Raw genomic sequence first — 20,427 nt, 5'->3', positions numbered from 1 at the left:
CCCGGTCGACCAGGCCGGGTCAGCGCGGGCCGACCGAGTGCCCGGCCGCGTCGAGCACGGCCCGCAACCGCCGCTCCGCCTGCCGGGCCATCGGGATCGTCCCGAGCCTCGCGAGGGACCCGGCGACCGCGTCGACCGACACCGCACCGATCGCCAGGAGCCCGACCACCGCTGCCGCGTCCGACGGGTCGAACCCACCGGGCCGGTCCCCGGGGCTGCGCAGCAGGTCGACGACCGTGCGCAGCGGTGTGGTGACGCGGAGGCCACCGAGCACGACGACGTCCTCGTCCGTGATCACGACCTCGCGGACGCGCAGCGCGCCGTCGACGTGCACGCGGACCCGGAGCGGGACACAGGCCTCGAGCGGGGCCGGTGCACGCGAGACGGCACCCCAGACCCACGCGGCCGTCCGGGTGCTCGCGATGAGGCGCGCGTCACGGAGCGCCCACGCCGCGGCTGCCGCCCGGAGCGCCGGGGTCTGCGGTTCGGCGGGGGAGGCCCAGCACGCCCCGACGGCCACGAGCTCGCCGGCGAGGACCGCTGCGCGCACCTCGGCCTCGGGCCAGTCGTCACTCGTCAGCAGCCGGGTTCGGGACACCCGGACATCCTGCCCGACGCGCACGGCGCGTCGACGCGCCCTGTGGAGAGCGACGGACGTGCGGCCGCGACGCGACCACCTGTGGGCCAGGAGGCGCGGGTCGGCCCCGCACCGCGCCTCCTGTCCGTCAGCACGTGCCGTCCAGGGCCGACGTCGTCAGCGCAGCACGTCGGCCCGGTGCACGAGCGCCGCGGCGCCGATGAGCGGACCGTCCTGCGACAGCCCCGTCGGGACGATCCGCACCTTGGTCACGAAGCCGAACTCGACGCGCTCCGCCACCGCCTCGCGCGCGTACTCGAAGAGGTCGGGCGTGACGTGCGAGAACCCGCCGCCGATGGCCACGACCTCGAGGTCGACGAGACTCGTGGCCGCCGCGATGGCCTGCCCGAGGGCGCGGCCGCTGCGCTTGACGGCTGCGACGGCGATCTCGTCGCCCGCCGCGTAGGCCGCGGAGAGCTCCTCGCCGGTGCTGCCCGTGAACCCCTGCCGCTGCGCCCACGCGACGGTCTTCGGGCCGCTGGCGATCGCCTCGAGGCAGCCGGTGCCGCCGCACGCGCAGTGGTCGTCGAAGCCGCCGCACTCGACGTGGCCGATGTGCCCGGCGTTGCCCGTCGGGCCGCTGACGGTCCGGCCGTGCAGGATCAGGCCGCCGCCGACGCCGGTCGACACGATCATGCCCATCACGTGGTCAGAGCCCTGCGCCGCGCCGACCCAGTGCTCGGCGAGCGTGATCGCCAGGCCGTCCATGCGGAGCGTGACCGGGACGCCGGCGGGGACGTGCGCGGCGACGCGGTCCCGGAGCGGGTACCCGCGCCAGACCGGCATGTTGAGCGGGGAGACGAGTCCGTGCTCCTCGTCGACCGGACCGGCCGAGCCGATGCCGACACCGACGAGCGTGGCGTCCGTCGGCAGCGCGGCGAGGGCGGCCGTCACGACCTCGTCGACCGCGGCCTGCAGCTCGTCGGACGTCCGGCCGGGGCCGGTCGGGCTGCGGAACCGCGTGGCGGGGAGGACGACGCCGGCGTCGGTGACGAGGGCCGCCTCGACCTTCGTACCGCCGAGGTCGACGGCGAGGGCGAGGGGGGTGGACTGGGTCGTGGACATGCGCGCTCCGATGCGGCGGTCTGGAGGCGCGGTGCCGGTCCCGCACGCGTCGTCGCGTCCGGTGGGCGCCGGCCCCTGGTGGTGGGTCGGGTGGTGCTGGAGGTCGCGGGGGCTCGCGCCCCGGACCGTCAGTAGGACGTGGTGTCGTCGCCGACGGCCGACGCGGTGCCGGTCTCGGCGCGGTGCGCGACCTCGTCGAGGATGCGTGCCGAGGCGCTCGTGCCGATGCGGTCCGCACCGGCTTCGACCATCTCGAGCAGCGTGTCGAGCCCGCGGACGCCGCCGGAGGCCTTCACGCCGGTGTCGGGGCCGACCGTGGCGCGCATGAGGGCGATGTGCTCCGCGGTGGCGCCGCCGCCGGCGAACCCGGTGGAGGTCTTCACGAAGGCGGCACCGGCGGACCGTGCGGCACGCGATGCGGCGACGATCTCGTCGTCGGTGAGGAAGGCGGTCTCGAGGATGACCTTGACGACGGTGCTGCCCGCGGCGTCGACCACGGCGCGGACGTCGGCCTCGACGCGCTCCCAGTCGCCGGACTTCGCGGCGCCGATGTTCTGCACCATGTCGAGCTCGAACGCACCGTCGGCGAGGGCCTGCAGCGACTCGGCGACCTTGGCCGCGGTGGAGGTGGTGCCGTGCGGGAAGCCGATGACCGTGCCGACGCCGACGCCGGTGCCGGTCAGGCGCTCGACGGCGTGCGCGACGTCGCTCGGGCGGACGCACACGCTGAACACGCGGTACGCGGCGGCCTCGTCGAGCTGGGCGTCGACGTCCGAACGCGTGAGTTCGGGCTTGAGGATCGCGTGGTCGATGAGACCACGGACGGCATCGGCGGTGACGGAGAACGCTGCTTTGTCCACCCGGCAAGCCTACCCGGAGCCGAGCCGCGTACCGTGCCCCGCATGCGCGTCCTCGTCACCGGGGCCACCGGCTACATCGGCGGTCGTCTCGTCCCACGTCTCCTCGAAGCCGGTCACACCGTCCGCGTCTTCGTCCGCACGCCCCGGAAGCTGCAGGACGTCCCCTGGCACGACGACGTCGAGATCACCGCCGGCGACCTGCAGGACGCCGACGCCGTGCGCCGGGCCGTCGCCGACATCGAGGCCGTCTACTACCTCGCCCACGCGATGGGGGCGGACGGCGACTTCGAGCGGGCCGAGCGGGACGCTGCCGAGACCATGGCGCGCGAGGCCTCGGCCGCCGGCGTGCGCCGGTTCGTGTACCTCGGCGGCCTGCACCCCGACGGCGAGCTCTCGAAGCACCTCCGCAGCCGCAAGGAGGTCGGGGACGTCCTGCTCCACTCCGGCGTCCCGACGATCGCGTACCAGGCCGGCGTGGTGATCGGGTCCGGGAGCACCTCGTTCGAGATGATCCGCCACGTCACCGACGTCCTGCCGTGGATGCCGGCGCCGCGGTGGGTCCGGAACCGCATCCAGCCGATCGCCGTCCGTGACGTCCTCTACTACCTCGTCAAGGCGCTCGACATCCCCGCCGACGTCAACCGCACGTTCGACATCGGCGGCCCGGACGTCCTCCGCTACGGGCAGATGCTCAACGGGTACGCCGTGGAGGCGAAGCTCCCGCAGCGCCCGATCTCGCCCCTGCCCGTCCTCACCCCGGGGCTCGCGGCGCACTGGTTCAACATCGTGACGCCGATCCCGCGGAAGCTCGCGAAGCCGATCATCGAGTCGCTCCAGTTCGAGTGCGTCCAGCGCGAGCACGACATCGACGACGTGGTGCCGCGGCCGGAGGGCGGGCTGACCGGGTACCGCCGCGCGGTCCGTCTCGCCCTGAGCCGCATGCGCACCGGCGAGGTCGAGACCAGCTGGCGGAACGCGACGCTCGCGGCCACCCCCGCGGACCCGCTGCCGAGCGACCCGGACTGGGCCGGCCACACCGTCTACGTCGACGACCGCAAGCGCCACTCGGCGGCCTCGGCGGACGACGTCTGGCGGGTCGTCGAGTCGATCGGCGGCGAGAACGGCTGGTACTCGTTCCCGCTCGCCTGGGTGGCCCGCGGGTGGATGGACAAGCTCGCCGGGGGAGTCGGCCTGAACCGCGGTCGCCGCGACCAGAAGCGCCTCGAACAGGGCGACGCCCTCGACTGGTGGCGCGTGGAGCGGCTCGAGCGCGGGCGCTACCTGCGACTGCGCGCCGAGTTCAAGTCCCCGGGCCGCGCCTGGCTCGAGATGACCGTGACCCCCGCGGACGACGGCGGCAGCGACTACCGGCAGCGGGCGATCTACTTCCCCCAGGGGCTCGCCGGCCGCCTGTACTGGTACTCGATCCTGCCGTTCCACGGCGTGATCTTCCCCGGGATGGTCGAGCGCATCACGGCGGCCGCCGAGCGGGAGTCCGAGCACACCGAGTCGACGGGGCGGAACTGGACCCAGCAGAATGGGAACCCGGAACCCGCACACGAGGAGGCAGCATGACCGAGGAACGCACGAGCGTCCTGTTCCTGGGCGACAGCATCACCGAGCAGGGGTCGTGGGACGCCTGGCTGCCCGACGAGCGGACCGTCAACCAGGGCATCGGCGGTGACACGACCGACGGGGTCCTCGCACGCCTGGACGCCGTCGTGGCCGAGCAGCCCGAGGTCATCGTCCTGCTCATCGGCACGAACGACTTCGGCAACCACCGCAAGAGCGTCGAGCACGTCGTCCGCGGGGTCGAGTCCGTGCTCGTGACCCTCCGCCGCGAGCTCCCGGGCGTCCGGCTGCTCCTCGTCTCCATCCTGCCGCGGCAGGCGGAGTACACGGCCAAGATCGAGGAGGCGAACCGGCACCTCCGCCAGTTCGTCGCCACCTGCCACGCCCAGTACCTCGACGCGTGGCCGGCCCTCGCCGACGGCGACCACCTCGACGACCGGTTCACCGACGACGGACTGCACCTCACCGAGGACGGCTACCGGGCCTACGTCGCCGAGCTCGTGCCCGCGCTCGAACGGGTGCGCGAGCTCCCGCCGATGTCCCGGTCCATCCAGGCGATCGACCTCGACGGGGCCACCGCCTGATGGCAGGACGGAAGGGCCGACCACCGGCCGGATCGTCGCTGCACGGCGTACCGGTGGGCGGGGCGGAACCGGCGCGGTCGGGCTCGGCGTCTGGCCGGGGAGCAGGGCGCGAGCTGCCGCCGTTCACCCGGCCCGCCCTCGCCCCGTCGCTGATCGCGGCGATCGTGCTCCTCGCCTGCGTCGCGATCGTCGACTCGTCCGGCTTCGTGTTCGCCCGCTGGGGTGTCACCGTGCTCAGCCTCATCGTCCTCGTCTTCGCCGTGCGGGGGCGGACGTGGTGGGCGGCGCTCCTGATGGCCGCGATCGCCGTCTGCTGGAACCCGCTCGCGGTCGTGCCGATCCCCGGCGAGGTGTGGGCGGCACTGCAGCTCGTCGCGGCCGCACTGTTCATCGTCGTCGGCATCGTCGTGAAGGTGCCGCGCGAGGCGGAGGCGAGCAGCGCCTCCAGGCCCTAGCCCGGGCGACCGACGAGCGGACCGAGCGTCCGCGCGGACGGTAGGATGAGTCGCCGGGCAAACGGGTCCGGCGCACTGATCCGAAGGGTGTGGATGAGCAACGAGACCGAGCCGGTGACCGAGAGTCCTCTGCTGAACCCTCGACCGTCCTCCGGCGGTCTCGAACGTCCCGACGTCGTCGTGCGGAAGGGACGCCTGACGCTCGTCAACGGGCACCTGACGCCGCAGCAGTCGATGATCGAGGACCTCCTGTTCCTCGACGACGCCCTCACCGCCGGTGACGTCGACCACCTGCTCATCCGCGGCAATGACCAACGGCCGGTGATCGCCCTCGACGAGCGCGACCGGCAGCGGGCGGAGAGCGCCGTGATGGCCGCCGCCGCGAACGAGCCCTTCTACGCGAAGCCCCCGGGGAAGCCCGCGGTGCTCGTCATCGACGACGGCCTCGGGTCCGTCGACGAGCCCGTCCTGCGCGTGTTCCGGCCGCGTCTCGAGCCGCTCGGACGCCTGCGCTACGGCGCCGAGACGAGCGTGCAGCTCGAGTTCTGGCGAGTCACCGACACCGAGGTCCTCGCGCCCGTCGAGAACGCCCTGATGCGCCGCAGCCTGCCCGTCGACGAGTTCGTGCTCGTCGACATCGAGCGGTACGGTCGCACCTGGCGCACGGTCGAGCACATGTTCGACGACCACGTGTCCGACATCCGGTTCCCGATCGACATCGTGTTCTCGTGGGTCGACGGCAACGCCATCGAGTACCAGCGGGCACGACAGGCAGCGCAGTCTGGTGCGGTCCTGGGCGAGGGCGACGACGCCCCCGCCCGCTTCCGCCAGATCGACGAGCTGAAGTACGCGCTCCGGTCGGTGCACACGTTCGCGCCGTGGATCCGGCAGATCTACATCGCCACGGACTCCCCGGCGCCCGCCTGGCTCGCCGACCACCCCAAGGTGCGCATCGTCCGCTCCGAGGAGTTCTTCGCCGACCCCTCCGTCCTGCCGACGCACAACTCGCAGGCCGTCGAGTCGCAGCTGCACCACATCCCGGGCATCAGCGAGCACTTCATCTACTCGAACGACGACATGTTCTTCGGCCGCCTGGTCGACCCCTCGGTGTTCTTCAGCCCGGGCTCGGTGACGAAGTTCATCCTCGCGACGACGCGGATCGGCCTCGGGTCGAACAACCCGGCACGCAGCGGGTTCGAGAACTCCGCCCGGGTCAACCGCCGACTCCTGCAGCAGCGGTTCGGTGCGGTGACGACCCGGCACCTCGAGCACGCGCCGACCCCGCTGCGCGCCTCGATCATGACCGAGATGGAGCACGAGTTCGCCGACGAGTTCGCGGCCACCGCGGCCTCACGGTTCCGTGCTGCCGAGAACATCTCGGTGACGAACTCGCTGTACCACTACTACTCGCTGCTCACCGGCCGGGCGATCGTGCAGGAGAACGCCGAGGTGCGGTACATCGACACGACGATGCAGTCCGGTCTGCGGGCGCTCGGCGACCTGCTCAAGAAGCGGAACGCGGACTTCTTCTGCCTGAACGACGGGAGCTTCCCCGAGGTCAGCGACGAGGAGCGGACGCAGCGGGTGACGGACTTCCTCGAGAAGTACTTCCCGTTCCCGGCGCCGTGGGAGCGCCCCGCGGGCTGAGGCCGGACGCGCGCGAGCGCCACGCCGGCACATGGTGAGCAGAAATGGTCGGGTCCACAGTTCGGACCCGACCATTCCTGCTCACGAAGTGCGGCGGCCTACCGGTGGACGGGGGAGACCGGCACGGAGTCGAGCGTGAACACCGGGATGCTCGACGTCACCGGCGCGGGCTCCGCAGCCGCCGGGATCGTCACGCCGGCCGCAGCGAGCCGAGCCTCGGTCTGGGCGGACGACACCGGCTCACCGACCGTGGCGTAGTGCCCGATCGGCACGACCGAGTGCACCACGTTGTGGCCGTAGACGTGCACGAGGTTGAACGACTGCGCGCCGTCCTGCCCTCGGGTACCGCCCTGGTACTCGGTGAGGTCCTGCGTGTAGCACGTGGCGCTCGCGACCGACACCGGGATGCCCGCGAAGACGGCGCTCGTCGAGTAGTGCAGGTGGCCGGCGATGATGGCGATGACGTCACTGCCTTCGACGACCTCGGCCAGGGCGTCCTGGTCGCGAAGCTCGACGAGGACGGCGAGGTCCTGCACGCTCGGCACCGGCGGGTGGTGCATCGCCAGGATGGTGCCGTGCGGCGCCTGCTCCGACAGGACCTCGGCCAGCCAGTCGAGCTGCTCGGGGGAGACCTCGCCGTGGTGAGCGCCGGGCACGCTCGTGTCGAGGGTGATCACCCGGAGGCCGTTCACGTCGTAGACGAAGTCGACCGGACGGTCGGTCGGCTGGAGCCCGAACAGCTCCTGCCGGAAGGCACCGCGTTCGTCGTGGTTGCCCATCGCCCAGATGACCTGTGCGCCGATCCGCCGCGCGGCCGGCTCGACGATGTCGCGGATGCGGGCGTACGCGCCGGGTTCGCCCTTGTCGGCGACGTCGCCCGTGACGACGATGGCCTCGGGACGCGTCCCCGACGACTCGATGTCGGCGATGATCTGGCCGAGCCGCGCAGCTGAGTCGACGTCACCGTAGAGGTCGCCGTCACCCGCCACGAGATGGGTGTCGCTGAGGTGGAGCAGGAAGTGGTTCGGCCTGGGGTGTTCGGCCGTCCGGCTGTCCATCGGGGTCTCATTCCGTTGGTCGGGTGCGTGGTGCAACACAGTGCCACACCGTCCTGGACGAGTCCAGCACGTGTCGGTGAATCGAACGTGAACGCGGCACGGCGTGTTCCCGCACGCACGACGAAACCCCCGCCACCGAGGTGACGGGGGTTCCGATGCGCGGGGTGCCTAGTGCTTCGACTCGACCGCGGGCGCTTCGTGTCCGGCTTCGAGGTCCGGGCCGTGGTGCGCGGCATGCGCAGCCTCGAGCTCGGCCTTGGACACCGGGGTGATCCGGTCCTCGAAGAAGAAGCGCGACATGCTGGCGCGGGCCTTCTGCAGGCTCGAGATCTTGCCTCGGGCGTTCGGACGGATCATGAGCGGCTTGTACTCGTTGAACTGCAGGAGCTTCCAACGCTCGTACTCGTCGAGCTGCTCGTGCACCTCGATGTACTCGCCGTGGGGGAGTCGCACGATGCGTCCGGACTCGTACCCGTGCAGGACGATCTCGCGGTCCTTCTTCTGCAGGGCGAGGCACACGCGCTTCGTGATCCAGAAGGCGACGAACGGGCCGAGGACCGTCGTGGCCTGGATCACGTGGATGACGTGGTCGATCGACACGTAGAAGTGGGTCGCGATGATGTCCGACGACGCGGCGGCCCAGAGGCTCGCGTAGAGCGTGATGCCGGCGGCACCGAACGCCGTGCGGGTCGGGGCGTTGCGCGGACGGTCGAGGATGTGGTGCTCACGCTTGTCGCCGGTGACCCAACCCTCGATGAAGGGGTAGATGAAGATGGCGAGGATGAGGAACACCAGCACCGCGATCGGCACGAGGATGTTGAACGACACCGTGTAGCCGAACCACACGACCTCCCAGTGCGGCGGAACCAGACGGAGCGCACCGTCAGCGAAGCCGATGTACCAGTCGGGCTGGGTACCGGCGGACACCGGGGACGGGTCGTACGGGCCGTAGTTCCAGATCGGGTTGATCGTGAACAGCGACGCGATGAGGGCGAGGATGCCCGCGACGATGAAGAAGAACCCACCGGCCTTCGCCGCGAACGCCGGGAGGATCGGCACGCCCACGACGTTCTCGTTCGTCTTGCCGGGGCCGGCGAACTGCGTGTGCTTGTTGATGACGACCAGCACGAGGTGGACGCCGAGCACCGCGACGAGGATCGCCGGGAGCAGCAGGATGTGCAGCGTGTAGAGGCGGCCGACGATGTCGGTCCCCGGGAACTCGCCACCGAAGAGCAGGTAGGCGATCCAGACGCCGATGACCGGCACACCCTCGATCATGCCGACGATGATGCGCAGACCGTTGCCGGAGAGCAGGTCGTCGGGGAGCGAGTAGCCCGTGAAGCCCTCGGCCATGGCCAGGACCCACAGGATGAAGCCGAACACCCAGTTGAGCTCACGCGGCTTGCGGAAGGCACCGGTGAAGAACACGCGGGCCATGTGCAGCATGATCGAGGCCACGAACAGCAGGGCCGCCCAGTGGTGGATCTGCCGGACGAAGAGCCCGCCGCGGATGTCGAACGAGATGTTGAGCGTCGACTGCAGTGCGGTCGACATCTCGATGCCCTTCAGCGGGACGTACGAGCCGTGGTAGACCACCTCGGCCATGGACGCCTGGAAGAAGAACGTGAGGAAGGTACCGGACAGCAGGACGACGACGAAGCTGTACAGCGCCACCTCGCCGAGCATGAAGCTCCAGTGGTCGGGGAAGATCTTGCGCCCGACCTCCTTCACGAGGCCCGAGATGCTCGTGCGCTCGTCGATGTAGTTGGCGACCCCGCCGATGATGCGGGATCCGCGCTCCGGTGCCGGCTTGGTGGTCGACGACGCGGGTGCGTTGGTGGTCGTGCTGCTCATCAGCGTTCACGCTCCCAGAAGGACGGGCCGACGGGCTCGTGGAAGTCGCTCTGCGCAACCAGGTAGCCGTCGTCGTCGATCGCGATCGGAAGTTGGGGGAGGGGGCGTGCCGCCGGCCCGAAGATGACCTCGCAGTTGTTCGAGACATCGAAGGTCGACTGGTGGCACGGGCAGAGCAGGTGGTGCGTCTGCTGTTCGTACAGGGCGACCGGGCATCCGACGTGGGTGCAGATCTTCGAGTACGCGACGATGCCGTCGTAGCCCCAGTTCTCGTGGCCCTTGGAGGGGTTGAGGTCCTTGGGGTCGAGGCGCATGAGGAGGACGGAGGCCTTGGCCTTCTCCTCGAGCATGTCCTCCTTGTCGAGCATGCCGTCCGGGATGACGTGGAACACCGAACCGATGGTCACGTCGGACGCCTTGATAGGCAGACCCGTCGGGTCCTTCGTCAGGCGCGTGCCCTTCGCCCACATGGTGTGGCGGAGGAGTTCGTTCGGGTCGGCCGCGGGCGCGAGGTCGCGCACGAGGACGATGCCCGGGAGGGGGAAGGCCGCCAGGGCGCCGATCATCGAGTTGCGGATCAGCTTGCGACGGCTGAAGCCGGACTCCTTGTCGGCGAGCTGGAACGCCTCGACCGCCTTGGCGCGGGTCGCGTCGGTGCCGCGGGTGCCGTGGCGGAGCTCGGTGATCTCGCGGTCCACCACGAGCGACTTCGACCAGTACACGGCGCCGAGGCCCAGCGCGAGCAGGGCGAGGGCGATCGAGAGGCCGAGCCAGAGGTTGGCGGTCCGGACGGTCCCGAAGTCGTCGGAGTCGATCGGGAAGGCGACGTAGGCCGCGATCGCGAGGACACTGCCCACGATCGACAGGTAGAAGAACGTGGCGACCTGACGCTCGGCCAGGCGCTGCTTCTTCGGGTCGACGTCGGTGCGGCGTGCGCGGTGCGGCGGCTCGCCCGGGTTCTCGAACGGGTCCGTCGGCAGGACCGCGATCCCGGCCGAGGTGGTGGTCGTGCCGTGCTTCTCGACAGCCGAGGACGAGTTCAGTGCCTCGTCGTCGTGCTCTGCCATGGTGTTCCCTTCAGTGTCGTTCGACACGGACGATCAGTTGGACTTCGCGGTCAGCCAGACGGTCATCGCGACGACCGCGCCGAGTCCGAAGATCCAGATGAACAGACCCTCTGCCACCGGGCCGAGGGAGCCGAGTGCGAACCCGCCGGGCGACTTGTTGTCCTGCACGTACTTGAGGTACGTGATGATGTCGGCCTTCTGCTCGGGGGTGAGGTTCAGGTCGTTGAACACCGGCATGTTCTGCGGGCCAGTGACCATGGCCTCGTAGATGTGCTTGCCGGACACCGACTGCAGGTTCGGCGCGTACTTGCCCTCGGTCAGGGCACCGCCGGCGCCGGCCACGTTGTGGCACATGGCGCAGTTGATGCGGAAGAGCTCCGCACCTTCGGCGGCGTCGCCGTCCTCGCCGTTGGTCAGGCTCTCGGAGGGGACCGCCGGGCCGGGGCCGAGCGACGCGACGTACTCGGCGAGTGCGTCGATCTGCTCGTCCGTGAACTGCGCGGGCTTCTCTTCGGCCTGGGGACCCTGGGCGGCCATCGGCATACGGCCGGTGCCGACCTGGAAGTCGACCGACGCGGCACCGACACCGATGAGGGACGGACCCTCGCTGGTGCCCTGCGCGGAGAGGCCGTGGCAGGTGGCGCAGTTCGAGGCGAAGAGCTTCTGGCCCTCGTTCACCTTCGACTGGCTCGAGGCCGCCACGGTGCTCGTGCTGTCGTCGGCGTTCGCCGTGGAGCTGAACAGCGCGTACGCACCGCCGGTGGTCATGAGACCGACGACGATGAGCGACACGGTCGCCATCGGTGAACGGCGGCCCTTCTTGGACTTGGTTCTGTTGAACATGCGGTGGGGGCTATCCAGTTCCTACTTGAGAAGGTAGATGACGGCGAAGAGGCCGATCCAGACGACGTCGACGAAGTGCCAGTAGTACGACACGACGATCGCGGTGGTCGCTTCCTTGTGACCGAAGTTCTTGGCGGCGAACCCGCGGCCGAGCGTCAGCAGGAAGGCGATGAGGCCACCCGTGACGTGCAGACCGTGGAACCCGGTGGTCATGTAGAAGGCCGAACCGTAGGCGCTGGAGGAGAGCGTCACGCCCTCGTGCCAGAGGTTCGCGTACTCGAAGATCTGGCCGCAGACGAAGATCGCGCCCATGCAGTACGTGACGAAGAACCACTCCGTCATGCCCCAGTCCTTGGGGTTCCAGCTCGTCCGGTGCACCTGGAAGCGCTCGGCCGCGAAGACCGCGAACTGGCAGGCGAAGCTGGACAGCACCAGGATGATCGTGTTCACCGAGGCGAAGGGCACCTCGAGCTTGGCGGTCTCGGTCGCCCAGAGTTCGGGCGAGGTGCTGCGCAACGTGAAGTAGATCGCGAACAGGCCGGCGAAGAACATGACCTCGCTGCCCAGCCACACGATCGTCCCCACGGCAACGGCGTTCGGCCTGTTCAGGACCGGACCGCTGGCGGATCTGGAGAGAGGGGTGCTAGTCACAGACTCCATTATGGCCGAAACCACGGACAGTGTTTTCGCAGCCAACTGGCGGGTCTCTCGAATTCACTACGATCAGAGCATGCTCGACGCTCTCACCTGGCCTTCCGTGATCAGCGCGCTCATGGCGCGCGAAGACCTGACGATCAGCCAGTCCACATGGGCCATGCAGGAGATCGTGGCAGGTCGGGCCACCCCGGCGCAGATCGCCGCCTTCGTCGTGGCCCTCCGTGCCAAGGGCGAGACCGTCGACGAGGTCGTCGGTTTCCGCGACGCGATCCTCGACGCGGCCGTCCCGCTCGACGTGGACCCGATGGCGCTCGACATCGTGGGCACCGGCGGCGACGTCGTCGGCACGGTGAACGTCTCGACGATGAGCGCGATCGTGATCGCCGCCGCGGGTGTCCCCGTCGTGAAGCACGGCAACAAGGCGAGCTCCTCGAAGTCCGGGTCGAGCGACGTCCTCGCCGCACTCGGGCTCGACCTGACGATGGACGCCGCGCGTGTCGCGGACACGTTCCGGCGTGTCGGACTGACCTTCGCGTTCGCGAGCGCCTTCCACCCCGGGTTCGCGCACGCCGGACCCGTCCGCCGCGAGATCGGCGTCCCGACGGTGTTCAACTTCCTCGGTCCGCTCGTCAACCCCGCACGGTGCGAGGCGAACGCCGTGGGCGTGGCGCAGCTCGAGCTCGTCCCGATCATCACGGGTGTGTTCCAGACCCGCGGGGCGACCGCACTCGTGTTCCGCGGCGACGACGGCCTCGACGAGCTGACGACGACCGGGCACAGCCACATCTGGGAGGTCACCGGCGGCCGCGTCACCGAGCACGACCTCGACCCGCGCGACCTCGGGATCGCCCGGGCCCGCATCGAGGACCTGCTCGGCGGCGACCCGGAGCACAACGCCGCCGTGGTGCACCGCGTCCTCGCGGGGGAGACCGGCCCCGTCCGCGACATCGTCCTGCTCAACGCCGCCGCCGGCCTGGTGTCCTTCCGCCTGGCGGAGGACCCGGCCGAGGTCGACCGCCCGATCCTGCAGCGCTTCCGCGAGCAGCTGGTCGTCGCGGCCGACGCGATCGACTCGGGCGCCGCCGCGCGCAAGCTGGCCGACTGGGTGGGCGCGACGCCGGTCGCGTGAGCGCAGACGCAACACAGCGGAGGCGCGGTGCCGGCCCGTGGGACCGGCACCGCGCCTCCAGGCGGTCACCTCAGGACAGGACTACTGGACGTCCTCGTCGACCCAGTCGAACGTCTTCGTGACGGCCTTCTTCCAGAGGCGCAGGGTGCGCTCGCGCTCGGCTTCGTCGAGCTGCGGCTCCCAGCGCTTGTCCTCCTGCCAGTTGGCACGGAGCTCGTCGAGGTTCGCCCAGAACCCGACCGCGAGCCCGGCCGCGTAGGCCGCGCCGAGCGCCGTCGTCTCCGCGACGACCGGACGGACCACCGGCACGTTCAGGATGTCCGCCTGGAACTGCATGAGCGCGTCGTTGGCGGTCATGCCGCCGTCGACCTTGAGCTCGGTGAGGTCCACACCGGAGTCCGCGTTGACGGCGTCGAGGACCTCGCGGGTCTGCAGCGCCGTCGCCTCGAGGGCGGCGCGGGCGATGTGACCCTTGTTGACGTAGCGGGTGAGGCCGACGATCGCTCCGCGGGCATCCGGACGCCAGTACGGCGCGAAGAGCCCCGAGAACGCCGGGACGAAGTACACGCCGCCGTTGTCCTCGACGGTCTTGGCGAGGGCCTCGACCTCCGGGGCGCTGCCGATCAGGCCGAGGTTGTCGCGGAGCCACTGGATGAGCGAGCCCGTGACGGCGATCGACCCCTCGAGCGCGTAGTGCGTCTCCTGGTCGCCGAGCTTGTACCCGACGGTGGTGAGCAGCCCGTTCTCCGAGCGGACGATCTCCGTGCCCGTGTTGAAGATGAGGAAGTTGCCCGTGCCGTAGGTGTTCTTCGACTCGCCCTGGTCGAACGCCGCCTGGCCGAACGTCGCGGCCTGCTGGTCGCCGAGGATGCCGGCGATCGGGACCTCGCGGAGGAGGTTCGAGGACTCGACGTGGCCGTAGACCTCGGAGGAGCTGACGATCTCGGGGAGCATCGACTTCGGCACACCGAAGTCGGCGAGGATGTCGTCGCGCCACTCGAGCGTCTCGAGGTCCATGAACAGCGTGCGGGACGCGTTCGTGACGTCCGTCTTGTGGACGCCGCCGTCGACGCCACCGGTCAGGTTCCAGAGGACCCAGGTGTCGGTGGTGCCGAAGAGCAGGTCGCCCGCCTCGGCCTTCTCGCGCGCACCCTCGACGTTCTCGAGGATCCAGACGATCTTGGTGCCGGCGAAGTACGTCGCCAGCGGCAGACCGACGACCGACTTGTAGCGGTCGGTGTCGCCGTCGGCGAGCTTGTCGACGATCGACTGCGTGCGGGTGTCCTGCCAGACGATCGCGTTGTAGACCGGCTTGCCGGTGTTCTTGTCCCAGACCACCGCGGTCTCGCGCTGGTTCGTGATGCCGACCGCCGCGACGTCGTGGCGGGTGATGTCGGCGCGGGACAGGGCCTGGCCGATGACCTCACGGGTGTTGTCCCAGATCTCCGACGGGTCGTGCTCGACCCACCCGGCGCGCGGGAAGATCTGCTCGTGCTCCTTCTGTCCGACGGACACGATCGATCCGGAGTGGTCGAAGACGATCGCTCGGGTGGAGGTCGTGCCCTGGTCGATGGCGACGATGTAGTCGGCCATTGGTGCTCCTAACGGTCTTGCTCGGGTGGGTGTGGTGAGGGTGGATCAGGCGAGGGGCAGGAGTGCGTACGACAGCCCGGCTGCGAGGGCACCACCGACGAGGGGGCCGACGACCGGCACCCAGGCGTAGGCCCAGTCGCTCGAGCCCTTGCCCTTGATCGGCAGGAAGGCGTGCGCGATGCGGGGGCCGAGGTCACGGGCAGGGTTGATCGCGTAGCCGGTCGGGCCACCGAGGCTGACACCGATCGCGATCACGAGGAAGGCGACCGGGATGGCGCCGAGCTCGGCCGGGGTCTTGCCGTTGGTGAAGGCGATGACCACGAAGACGAGCACGAAGGTGCCGATGATCTCGGTGACGAGGTTCCAGCCGTACGTGCGGATCGCCGGGCCGGTGGAGAAGACGCCGAGCTTCGCGGCCGCGTCGGGTTCCTCGTCGAAGTGCTGCTTGTAGGCCAGCCAGACGATGACCGCACCGATGATCGCGCCGATCAGCTGGGCGAGCCAGTAGAGGAACATCTCACCGATGGTGATGTTGCCCAGGATGGCCTGCGCGAGGCTCACCGCGGGGTTGAGCTGGCCGCCGGACTTGTACGACACGGTGACACCGGCGAAGACCGCGAAGCCCCAACCGATCGTCACCATGAGGAAGCCGGCTCCGAAGCCCTTGGACTTCGTCAGCGAGACAGCGGCGACGACGCCGCCACCCAGGATGATGAGCATCGCCGTGCCGACGAGCTCGGAGAGGAAATTGACGCCGATGCCGTCCATCGGTGACCTCCAGTGCGTGAGGGTGGGGGTCCGGTGGTACAGCGCCGGCACTCCCCGTTGAGTGATTGGGGCCGAGCATACTGACGGGCATCGACGGATGGCGATGCATTCGTGAGGGAAGTGCGCGATTGTGCACGAACGTGCATGGTCGGTGTGCGCCCGCGCATCCGAGGCCGGTGGGCCGCCCCCGGGTCGGTGCACGAACGTGCACACGGGGGGAACGCTCGCCCGGGGCGGCGATGTAGATTGAGGGCACTCCGGTCGACGACGGCGGTGCTGCCTCGCGATCGCCCGCACTCCGTGGAGGTCAGCATGAAGAAGCTCATCAACGATCCGCAGGCCGTGGTCGACGAGACCGTGCGCGGGTTCGCCCGTGCCCACGCCGGCCACGTCGTGCTGGTCGAGGACCCGATCCACATCCATCGCGCGGACGCCCCGGTGTCCGGCAAGGTCGGGATCGTCAGCGGCGGGGGCAGCGGACACGAGCCGCTGCACGCCGGGTTCGTCGGGTACGGCATGCTCGACGCCGCGGTGCCGGGGCCGGTGTTCACGAGTCCCACGCCGGACCCGATCGTCGCCGCGACGAAGGCCGTCGACGGGGGCGCCGGCGTGCTCCACATCGTGAAGAACTACACCGGCGACGTCCTCAACTTCGAGACCGCCGCCGAACTCGCCGGCATGGACGACGTCCGGGTCGAGTCCGTCGTGGTGGACGACGACGTCGCCGTGCAGGACTCGCTCTACACGGCCGGCCGACGCGGGGTCGCCGGCACCGTCGTCGTCGAGAAGTGCGCGGGCGCCGCAGCCGAGCGGGGGGACGACCTCGACGCCGTCGCCGCCGTCGCCCGGCACGTGAACGACGTCACGCGCTCGATGGGGCTCGCGCTCGCCTCCGGCACCGTCCCGCACGCCGGCGAGCCGTCGTTCACCCTCGCCGACGACGAGGTCGAGCTCGGCATCGGCATCCACGGCGAGCCCGGCCGCGAACGCATCCCGATGGCCCCGGCCGACGAGCTCGTGGACCGGGTGCTCGAACCGATCCTCACCGACCTCGCCGCTCCCGCCGGGTCGAAGCTCCTGCTCCTCGTGAACGGCATGGGCGGCACGCCCCTCTCCGAGCTCTACATCGCCTACCGACGCGCCGCCGAGGTCCTCACCGACCGCGGGTTCGACGTCACGCGTAGCCTGGTCGGCGACTACGTGACATCCCTCGAGATGCAGGGGTTCTCGCTCACCGTCACGGTGCTCGACGACGAACTCACCGCCCTCTGGGACGCACCGGTGGAGACCCCGGCACTGCGCTGGGGACGCTGAACCCACCGCACCACGACCCGGCCCGTGAACGGAGCCGGACGCAGGAAGGAACACGAATTGGCGCTCGACACCGCATGGGCCATCGACTGGGTCCGACGCACCGCCGCGACGATCGACGAGCACCGGGCCGAGCTCGTCACGCTCGACCGGGAGATCGGCGACGGCGACCACGGTGAGAACCTCGACCGCGGCTTCCGTGCCGTGCTCGAGGCCGTGGACGCCGGTTCGTTCGACACCCCCGGAGCCGTGCTCAAGGTCGTCGCGACGAAGCTCATCTCGACGGTCGGCGGTGCCGCGGGTCCGCTGTTCGGGACCGCGTACCTCAAGGCCGCACAGGCCGCCGGGGACGCCGCGGAGCTCGACGCCGACACGCTCGTCCAGGTGCTGACCGCCGCCCGTGACGGCATCGTGTCCCGGGGCAAGGCTGCCGTCGGCGACAAGACCATGGTCGACGCCTGGTCGCCCGCGGTCGACGCCGCCGCTGCCGCGGCCGCCGCCGGGGACAGCCCGGAGCAGGTGCTCGCCGCCGCCGCCGACGCGGCCGTCACCGGCGCGGAGTCGACCGACCCGCTGGTCGCCCACAAGGGCCGCGCGAGCTACCTCGGCGAACGTGCCGTCGGGCACCGCGACCCGGGCGCGCAGTCCACCGTGTACATCCTCCGCGCGGCCGTGGACGCCGCGTGACCGTCGGGATCCTGATCGTCTCGCACAGCGCGGCGATCGCGACCGGCACCGTCGAGCTCGCCCGGCAGATGGCGGCGGACGTCCCGCTCGTGGCCGCCGGTGGCACCGACGACGGCGGCATCGGCACCTCGTTCGAGGCCATCACGGCCGGCATCGAGGCACTCGCCGACGCCGAGGCAGTGGTCGTCCTGTGCGACCTCGGCTCCGCCTACCTGACCACCGACACGGCGCTCGACTTCCTCGACGACGACGTCCGGGCGCGCGTGCACGTCTCGCAGGCCCCGCTGGTCGAGGGCGCGGTCGCCGCGGCCGTCGCCGCACAGACCGGTGGCGACGTCGACGCGGTCCTGGCCGCTGCCGCGTCTGCCGCAGGCTCCGAGGCGGACGCGAGTCGTGCCTCCAGTCCGTCCGGCGACGGCCCAGGAGGCGCGGTGCCGGTCTCCGGGACCGGCTCCGTCGACGACGTGGCCGCGTCCGAGACGGTGGAACTCGTGAACGAGAGCGGCCTGCACGCCCGGCCGGCCGCGGAGTTCGTGAAGACGGCCGCCAAGTTCGACGCCGAGGTCCGGGTCAACGGGGTGGACGCGAAGAGCCTGCTCGCGATCATGGCGCTCGCACTGCCCAGGGGGGCGTCGGTGACCATCGAGGGGACCGGAGCCGACGCGCAGGGCGCGGTCGACGCGCTCGTGGCCCTCGTGCGGTCCGGCTTCGGCGAGTAGGGCGCTGCGCCTCCTGCGGGTCAGGTGATCGAGACGGTGCCGGCGAGGTCGAGGTCGGACGGTCCGCCGGTGACCCCGGCGTCGGCGAGCAGCGTGGCGCCGAACACCGCGCTCCAGAACGTCCGCGCGTCGCGTCCGACGCCGCTCCGGCTCGTCCAGCCGTGTTCGGTGACGACCCGCTCGAGGTAGCGCTCCGACTGCCGGAACAGCACCTGCAGGAGCAGTCGCACCCGGTCGCGCTGCGCGGCGTCGTCGCCCGCGCTCGCGAGGGCCCGCACGACGAGCGGCGTCGACGGCATCGCGAGGGCGGTGCGGGCGAGGACCTGCCGGAACGCCACGGCGCTCGTGGCGCGACGCCCGGCTGCCTGCAACCGGGTCGTGTCGCGCAGGAACAGCGCGAACGCGGCGTCGAGCACCAGTCGGTCCTTCGATCCGTAGTGGTGCGTGATCTGGTTCGGGTAGACGCCCGCGGCCCGGGCGATCTCGCTCACGGTCACCGTCCGGTGCTCGGTCGGGCCGCCGGTGCCGCTGAGCAGTCCGGCGGTCGCGGCGAGGATCCGCGCCCGGGTGGCTGCCCCGCGCGGGGTGCCCGGAGCGTCGCTCGTGGTTGCCATGCCGGAATTGTACGTGGTACAACTCAACTTGTTCAATGTACAAGAAGGAGCCTCCCGTGCACATCTCCATCACCGGCTACGGAGCGGTCTCGCCGTTCGGCCACGGCGTCGACACGCTCTGGGACGCCCTGGTCGCCGGCCGCTCCGGCGTGCACGACCTCGACCGGACCGGCACGCACTGGGACCAGGTCCCGATCCGGGTCGGCGCAGCCGCCGCACTCGACGCGGACGGAGCACTCGGGCGGGTCCGGGCGAACCGGCTCGACCGCAGCCAGCAGCTCGCGCTCGTCGCGGCAGAGGAGGCCTGGGCGGACGCCGGTGCCCCGACGGTCGAGGGGGACCGGCTCGCCGTCGTCGTCGGCACCGGGATCGGGGGAGTGGAGACGCTCCTCGACGCCCACGACGTGCTCGGCACCGCTGGCGCCCGTCGCGTGTCGCCCCGCACCGTCCCGATGCTCATGGCGAACGCCGCCGCGGCGCAGATCAGCATCGCGTTCGGTGCACGGGCCGGGGCGTACACGACCGTGTCCGCCTGCGCCTCCGGGGCCGAGGCGATCGCGACGGCCGCGCGGTTGATCGTCACGGGGGAGGCCGACGTCGTCATCGCCGGTGGCACCGAGGCGGCCGTGACGCCGGTGACCATGGCGTCCTTCGCGCAGTCGCAGGCCCTCGCGAGGCCCGGCGACGACGACCCGACGACGCTCTCCCGCCCCTTCGACGCATCGCGCCGCGGGTTCGTGCTCGGCGAGGGTGCCGGGTTCGTCGTGCTCGAGCGGGCCGACCACGCCGCTGCCCGCACCCAGCGCTCGCACGGGACCCTCGCCGGATGGGGCATCACCTCGGACGCGTTCCACATCACCGCACCCCTGGCGGACGGGTCCGAGCAGGAGCGGGCGATGACCGCGGCGATCCGGATGGCCGGGCTGACGGGTACCGACATCGACCACGTCAACGCACACGCGACCGGCACCCCGGTCGGCGACGTCGGCGAGGCCGCTGCGATCGCTCGCGCGGTCGGCACCGGGGCTGTGGTGACCGCGCCGAAGGGCGCCATCGGGCACATGTTCGGGGCAGCCGGGGCCGTCGAGTCGATCCTCGCCGTGCGGGCGATCGAGACGGGGCTCGTGCCGGCGACGCTGAACCTGGAGCACCTCGACCCGGCGGTCGGGCTGGACGTGGTCGCCGGGGCCGCGCGGGAGGTGCCGATCCGGACGGCGCTGAACAACTCGTTCGGCTTCGGTGGGCAGAACGCGTCGCTGGTGTTCACCGCGGCGTGACCCGGCCGCGAGACGGCGGACCCCTCCCGC

General features: G+C 70.8%; 20 protein-coding genes. 9 read left to right on the top strand and 11 right to left on the bottom strand.

Annotated elements, in window-relative coordinates; genetic code table 11:
- Positions 1–19: 19 nt before the first annotated feature.
- The 3 genes from ACIPKM_RS08710 to deoC form a co-directional block, all read right to left on the bottom strand.
- Positions 20–598, bottom strand: coding sequence for a type IV toxin-antitoxin system AbiEi family antitoxin (locus tag ACIPKM_RS08710; RefSeq protein WP_402736564.1), 579 nt, complete (start codon positions 596–598; stop codon positions 20–22).
- A 156-nt stretch (positions 599–754) separates the two neighbouring features.
- Positions 755–1,702, bottom strand: coding sequence for an ROK family protein (locus ACIPKM_RS08705; RefSeq protein ID WP_070419594.1), 948 nt, complete (start codon positions 1,700–1,702; stop codon positions 755–757).
- Positions 1,703–1,830: 128 nt separating this feature from the next.
- Positions 1,831–2,562, bottom strand: coding sequence for a deoxyribose-phosphate aldolase (gene deoC, locus ACIPKM_RS08700; RefSeq protein ID WP_071294682.1), 732 nt, complete (start codon positions 2,560–2,562; stop codon positions 1,831–1,833).
- A gap of 42 nt (positions 2,563–2,604) precedes the next feature.
- Here deoC and ACIPKM_RS08695 point away from each other — a divergent pair, with 42 nt between their 5' ends.
- From ACIPKM_RS08695 to ACIPKM_RS08680, 4 genes are all read left to right on the top strand, one after another.
- Positions 2,605–4,137 (top strand): SDR family oxidoreductase, encoded by a 1,533-nt coding sequence (locus ACIPKM_RS08695; RefSeq protein ID WP_070418981.1) that lies wholly within the window; start codon positions 2,605–2,607, stop codon positions 4,135–4,137.
- Positions 4,134–4,718, top strand: a complete 585-nt coding sequence (locus ACIPKM_RS08690; protein ID WP_071294684.1) for a GDSL-type esterase/lipase family protein — start codon at positions 4,134–4,136, stop codon at positions 4,716–4,718. Before ACIPKM_RS08695 ends, ACIPKM_RS08690 begins: the two co-directional genes overlap by 4 nt.
- A complete protein-coding gene (locus tag ACIPKM_RS08685) occupies positions 4,718–5,173 on the top strand; it encodes a DUF6804 family protein (protein ID WP_402736563.1) in 456 nt (151 codons plus the stop codon). The genes ACIPKM_RS08690 and ACIPKM_RS08685 overlap by 1 nt, the downstream gene beginning before the upstream one ends.
- Before the next feature lie 93 nt (positions 5,174–5,266).
- Positions 5,267–6,820, top strand: a complete 1,554-nt coding sequence (locus ACIPKM_RS08680) for a stealth conserved region 3 domain-containing protein (protein WP_071294685.1) — start codon at positions 5,267–5,269, stop codon at positions 6,818–6,820.
- Positions 6,821–6,918: 98 nt separating this feature from the next.
- On the opposite strand, the gene ACIPKM_RS08675 is transcribed toward ACIPKM_RS08680, so the two are convergent.
- The 5 genes from ACIPKM_RS08675 to ACIPKM_RS08655 form a co-directional block, all read right to left on the bottom strand.
- The gene (locus ACIPKM_RS08675; RefSeq protein ID WP_071294686.1) at positions 6,919–7,878 is read right to left on the bottom strand and encodes a phosphodiesterase; all 960 of its coding nucleotides are present in this window, start codon (positions 7,876–7,878) and stop codon (positions 6,919–6,921) included.
- Between the two features lie 168 nt (positions 7,879–8,046).
- The gene (locus ACIPKM_RS08670; RefSeq protein ID WP_070418986.1) at positions 8,047–9,732 is read right to left on the bottom strand and encodes a cytochrome bc complex cytochrome b subunit; all 1,686 of its coding nucleotides are present in this window, start codon (positions 9,730–9,732) and stop codon (positions 8,047–8,049) included.
- A complete protein-coding gene (locus ACIPKM_RS08665; RefSeq protein ID WP_070418987.1) occupies positions 9,732–10,799 on the bottom strand; it encodes a ubiquinol-cytochrome c reductase iron-sulfur subunit in 1,068 nt (355 codons plus the stop codon). The genes ACIPKM_RS08670 and ACIPKM_RS08665 overlap by 1 nt, the downstream gene beginning before the upstream one ends.
- A gap of 33 nt (positions 10,800–10,832) precedes the next feature.
- Positions 10,833–11,642 carry a cytochrome c gene (locus tag ACIPKM_RS08660; RefSeq protein WP_071294687.1) on the bottom strand — a complete coding sequence of 270 codons (810 nt, stop codon included), beginning with the start codon at positions 11,640–11,642 and terminating at the stop codon, positions 10,833–10,835.
- A 21-nt stretch (positions 11,643–11,663) separates the two neighbouring features.
- Positions 11,664–12,302, bottom strand: a complete 639-nt coding sequence (locus ACIPKM_RS08655) for a heme-copper oxidase subunit III (protein ID WP_031260857.1) — start codon at positions 12,300–12,302, stop codon at positions 11,664–11,666.
- Positions 12,303–12,372: 70 nt separating this feature from the next.
- On the opposite strand from ACIPKM_RS08655, the gene trpD reads away from it, so the two are divergent.
- Entirely contained in the window at positions 12,373–13,428 is a 1,056-nt protein-coding gene (gene trpD / locus ACIPKM_RS08650; protein WP_402736562.1) for an anthranilate phosphoribosyltransferase, read from the top strand.
- A gap of 81 nt (positions 13,429–13,509) precedes the next feature.
- Here the strand turns inward: trpD and glpK are convergent, their stop codons facing one another.
- Complete coding sequence (glpK, locus tag ACIPKM_RS08645) at positions 13,510–15,021, bottom strand: glycerol kinase GlpK (protein WP_070418990.1); 1,512 nt, start codon at positions 15,019–15,021, stop codon at positions 13,510–13,512.
- A gap of 45 nt (positions 15,022–15,066) precedes the next feature.
- Positions 15,067–15,789: an MIP/aquaporin family protein gene (locus tag ACIPKM_RS08640; protein WP_070418991.1), complete on the bottom strand. Its 723-nt coding sequence runs from the start codon at positions 15,787–15,789 to the stop codon at positions 15,067–15,069.
- Positions 15,790–16,101: 312 nt separating this feature from the next.
- Between ACIPKM_RS08640 and dhaK the strand changes: the two genes are divergently transcribed.
- From dhaK to dhaM, 3 genes are read left to right on the top strand one after another with little or no spacing between them, the layout of a single operon-like run.
- Positions 16,102–17,103 (top strand): dihydroxyacetone kinase subunit DhaK, encoded by a 1,002-nt coding sequence (dhaK, locus tag ACIPKM_RS08635; RefSeq protein WP_070419595.1) that lies wholly within the window; start codon positions 16,102–16,104, stop codon positions 17,101–17,103.
- Between the two features lie 57 nt (positions 17,104–17,160).
- On the top strand, positions 17,161–17,787 hold the full coding sequence (gene dhaL / locus ACIPKM_RS08630; protein WP_402736561.1) for a dihydroxyacetone kinase subunit DhaL: 627 nt from the start codon (positions 17,161–17,163) through the stop codon (positions 17,785–17,787).
- Complete coding sequence (gene dhaM, locus ACIPKM_RS08625) at positions 17,784–18,506, top strand: dihydroxyacetone kinase phosphoryl donor subunit DhaM (RefSeq protein WP_402736560.1); 723 nt, start codon at positions 17,784–17,786, stop codon at positions 18,504–18,506. Before dhaL ends, dhaM begins: the two co-directional genes overlap by 4 nt.
- Before the next feature lie 20 nt (positions 18,507–18,526).
- Here dhaM and ACIPKM_RS08620 read toward each other — a convergent pair whose 3' ends face one another.
- A complete protein-coding gene (locus ACIPKM_RS08620; protein ID WP_261646921.1) occupies positions 18,527–19,120 on the bottom strand; it encodes a TetR/AcrR family transcriptional regulator C-terminal domain-containing protein in 594 nt (197 codons plus the stop codon).
- 56 nt (positions 19,121–19,176) lie between these two features.
- Here ACIPKM_RS08620 and ACIPKM_RS08615 point away from each other — a divergent pair, with 56 nt between their 5' ends.
- A complete protein-coding gene (locus ACIPKM_RS08615; protein WP_261646922.1) occupies positions 19,177–20,397 on the top strand; it encodes a beta-ketoacyl-[acyl-carrier-protein] synthase family protein in 1,221 nt (406 codons plus the stop codon).
- Positions 20,398–20,427: the final 30 nt, after the last annotated feature.

The organism is Curtobacterium sp. NPDC086286 (genome assembly GCF_044746255.1).
In the GTDB taxonomy this organism is placed as follows: Bacteria; Actinomycetota; Actinomycetes; order Actinomycetales; family Microbacteriaceae; genus Curtobacterium.
Note: the sequence above shows the minus strand (reverse complement) of the source record. Positions and strands in the feature narration are given on the sequence as shown.

Excerpts from the sequence above, each read along its gene's own strand:
- ACIPKM_RS08690 (WP_071294684.1), top strand. The coding sequence starts at position 4,134 with ATGACCGAGGAACGCACGAGCGTCCTGTTCCTGGGCGACAGCATCACC.
- ACIPKM_RS08685 (WP_402736563.1), top strand. The coding sequence starts at position 4,718 with ATGGCAGGACGGAAGGGCCGACCACCGGCCGGATCGTCGCTGCACGGC.
- trpD (WP_402736562.1), top strand. The coding sequence starts at position 12,373 with ATGCTCGACGCTCTCACCTGGCCTTCCGTGATCAGCGCGCTCATGGCG.
- ACIPKM_RS08620 (WP_261646921.1), bottom strand. The coding sequence starts at position 19,120 with ATGGCAACCACGAGCGACGCTCCGGGCACCCCGCGCGGGGCAGCCACC.
- glpK (WP_070418990.1), bottom strand. The coding sequence starts at position 15,021 with ATGGCCGACTACATCGTCGCCATCGACCAGGGCACGACCTCCACCCGA.
- ACIPKM_RS08675 (WP_071294686.1), bottom strand. The coding sequence starts at position 7,878 with ATGGACAGCCGGACGGCCGAACACCCCAGGCCGAACCACTTCCTGCTC.
- ACIPKM_RS08640 (WP_070418991.1), bottom strand. The coding sequence starts at position 15,789 with ATGGACGGCATCGGCGTCAATTTCCTCTCCGAGCTCGTCGGCACGGCG.
- ACIPKM_RS08655 (WP_031260857.1), bottom strand. The coding sequence starts at position 12,302 with ATGGAGTCTGTGACTAGCACCCCTCTCTCCAGATCCGCCAGCGGTCCG.
- ACIPKM_RS08695 (WP_070418981.1), top strand. The coding sequence starts at position 2,605 with ATGCGCGTCCTCGTCACCGGGGCCACCGGCTACATCGGCGGTCGTCTC.
- ACIPKM_RS08665 (WP_070418987.1), bottom strand. The coding sequence starts at position 10,799 with ATGGCAGAGCACGACGACGAGGCACTGAACTCGTCCTCGGCTGTCGAG.
- ACIPKM_RS08660 (WP_071294687.1), bottom strand. The coding sequence starts at position 11,642 with ATGTTCAACAGAACCAAGTCCAAGAAGGGCCGCCGTTCACCGATGGCG.
- ACIPKM_RS08705 (WP_070419594.1), bottom strand. The coding sequence starts at position 1,702 with ATGTCCACGACCCAGTCCACCCCCCTCGCCCTCGCCGTCGACCTCGGC.
- ACIPKM_RS08680 (WP_071294685.1), top strand. The coding sequence starts at position 5,267 with ATGAGCAACGAGACCGAGCCGGTGACCGAGAGTCCTCTGCTGAACCCT.
- ACIPKM_RS08670 (WP_070418986.1), bottom strand. The coding sequence starts at position 9,732 with ATGAGCAGCACGACCACCAACGCACCCGCGTCGTCGACCACCAAGCCG.
- dhaK (WP_070419595.1), top strand. The coding sequence starts at position 16,102 with ATGAAGAAGCTCATCAACGATCCGCAGGCCGTGGTCGACGAGACCGTG.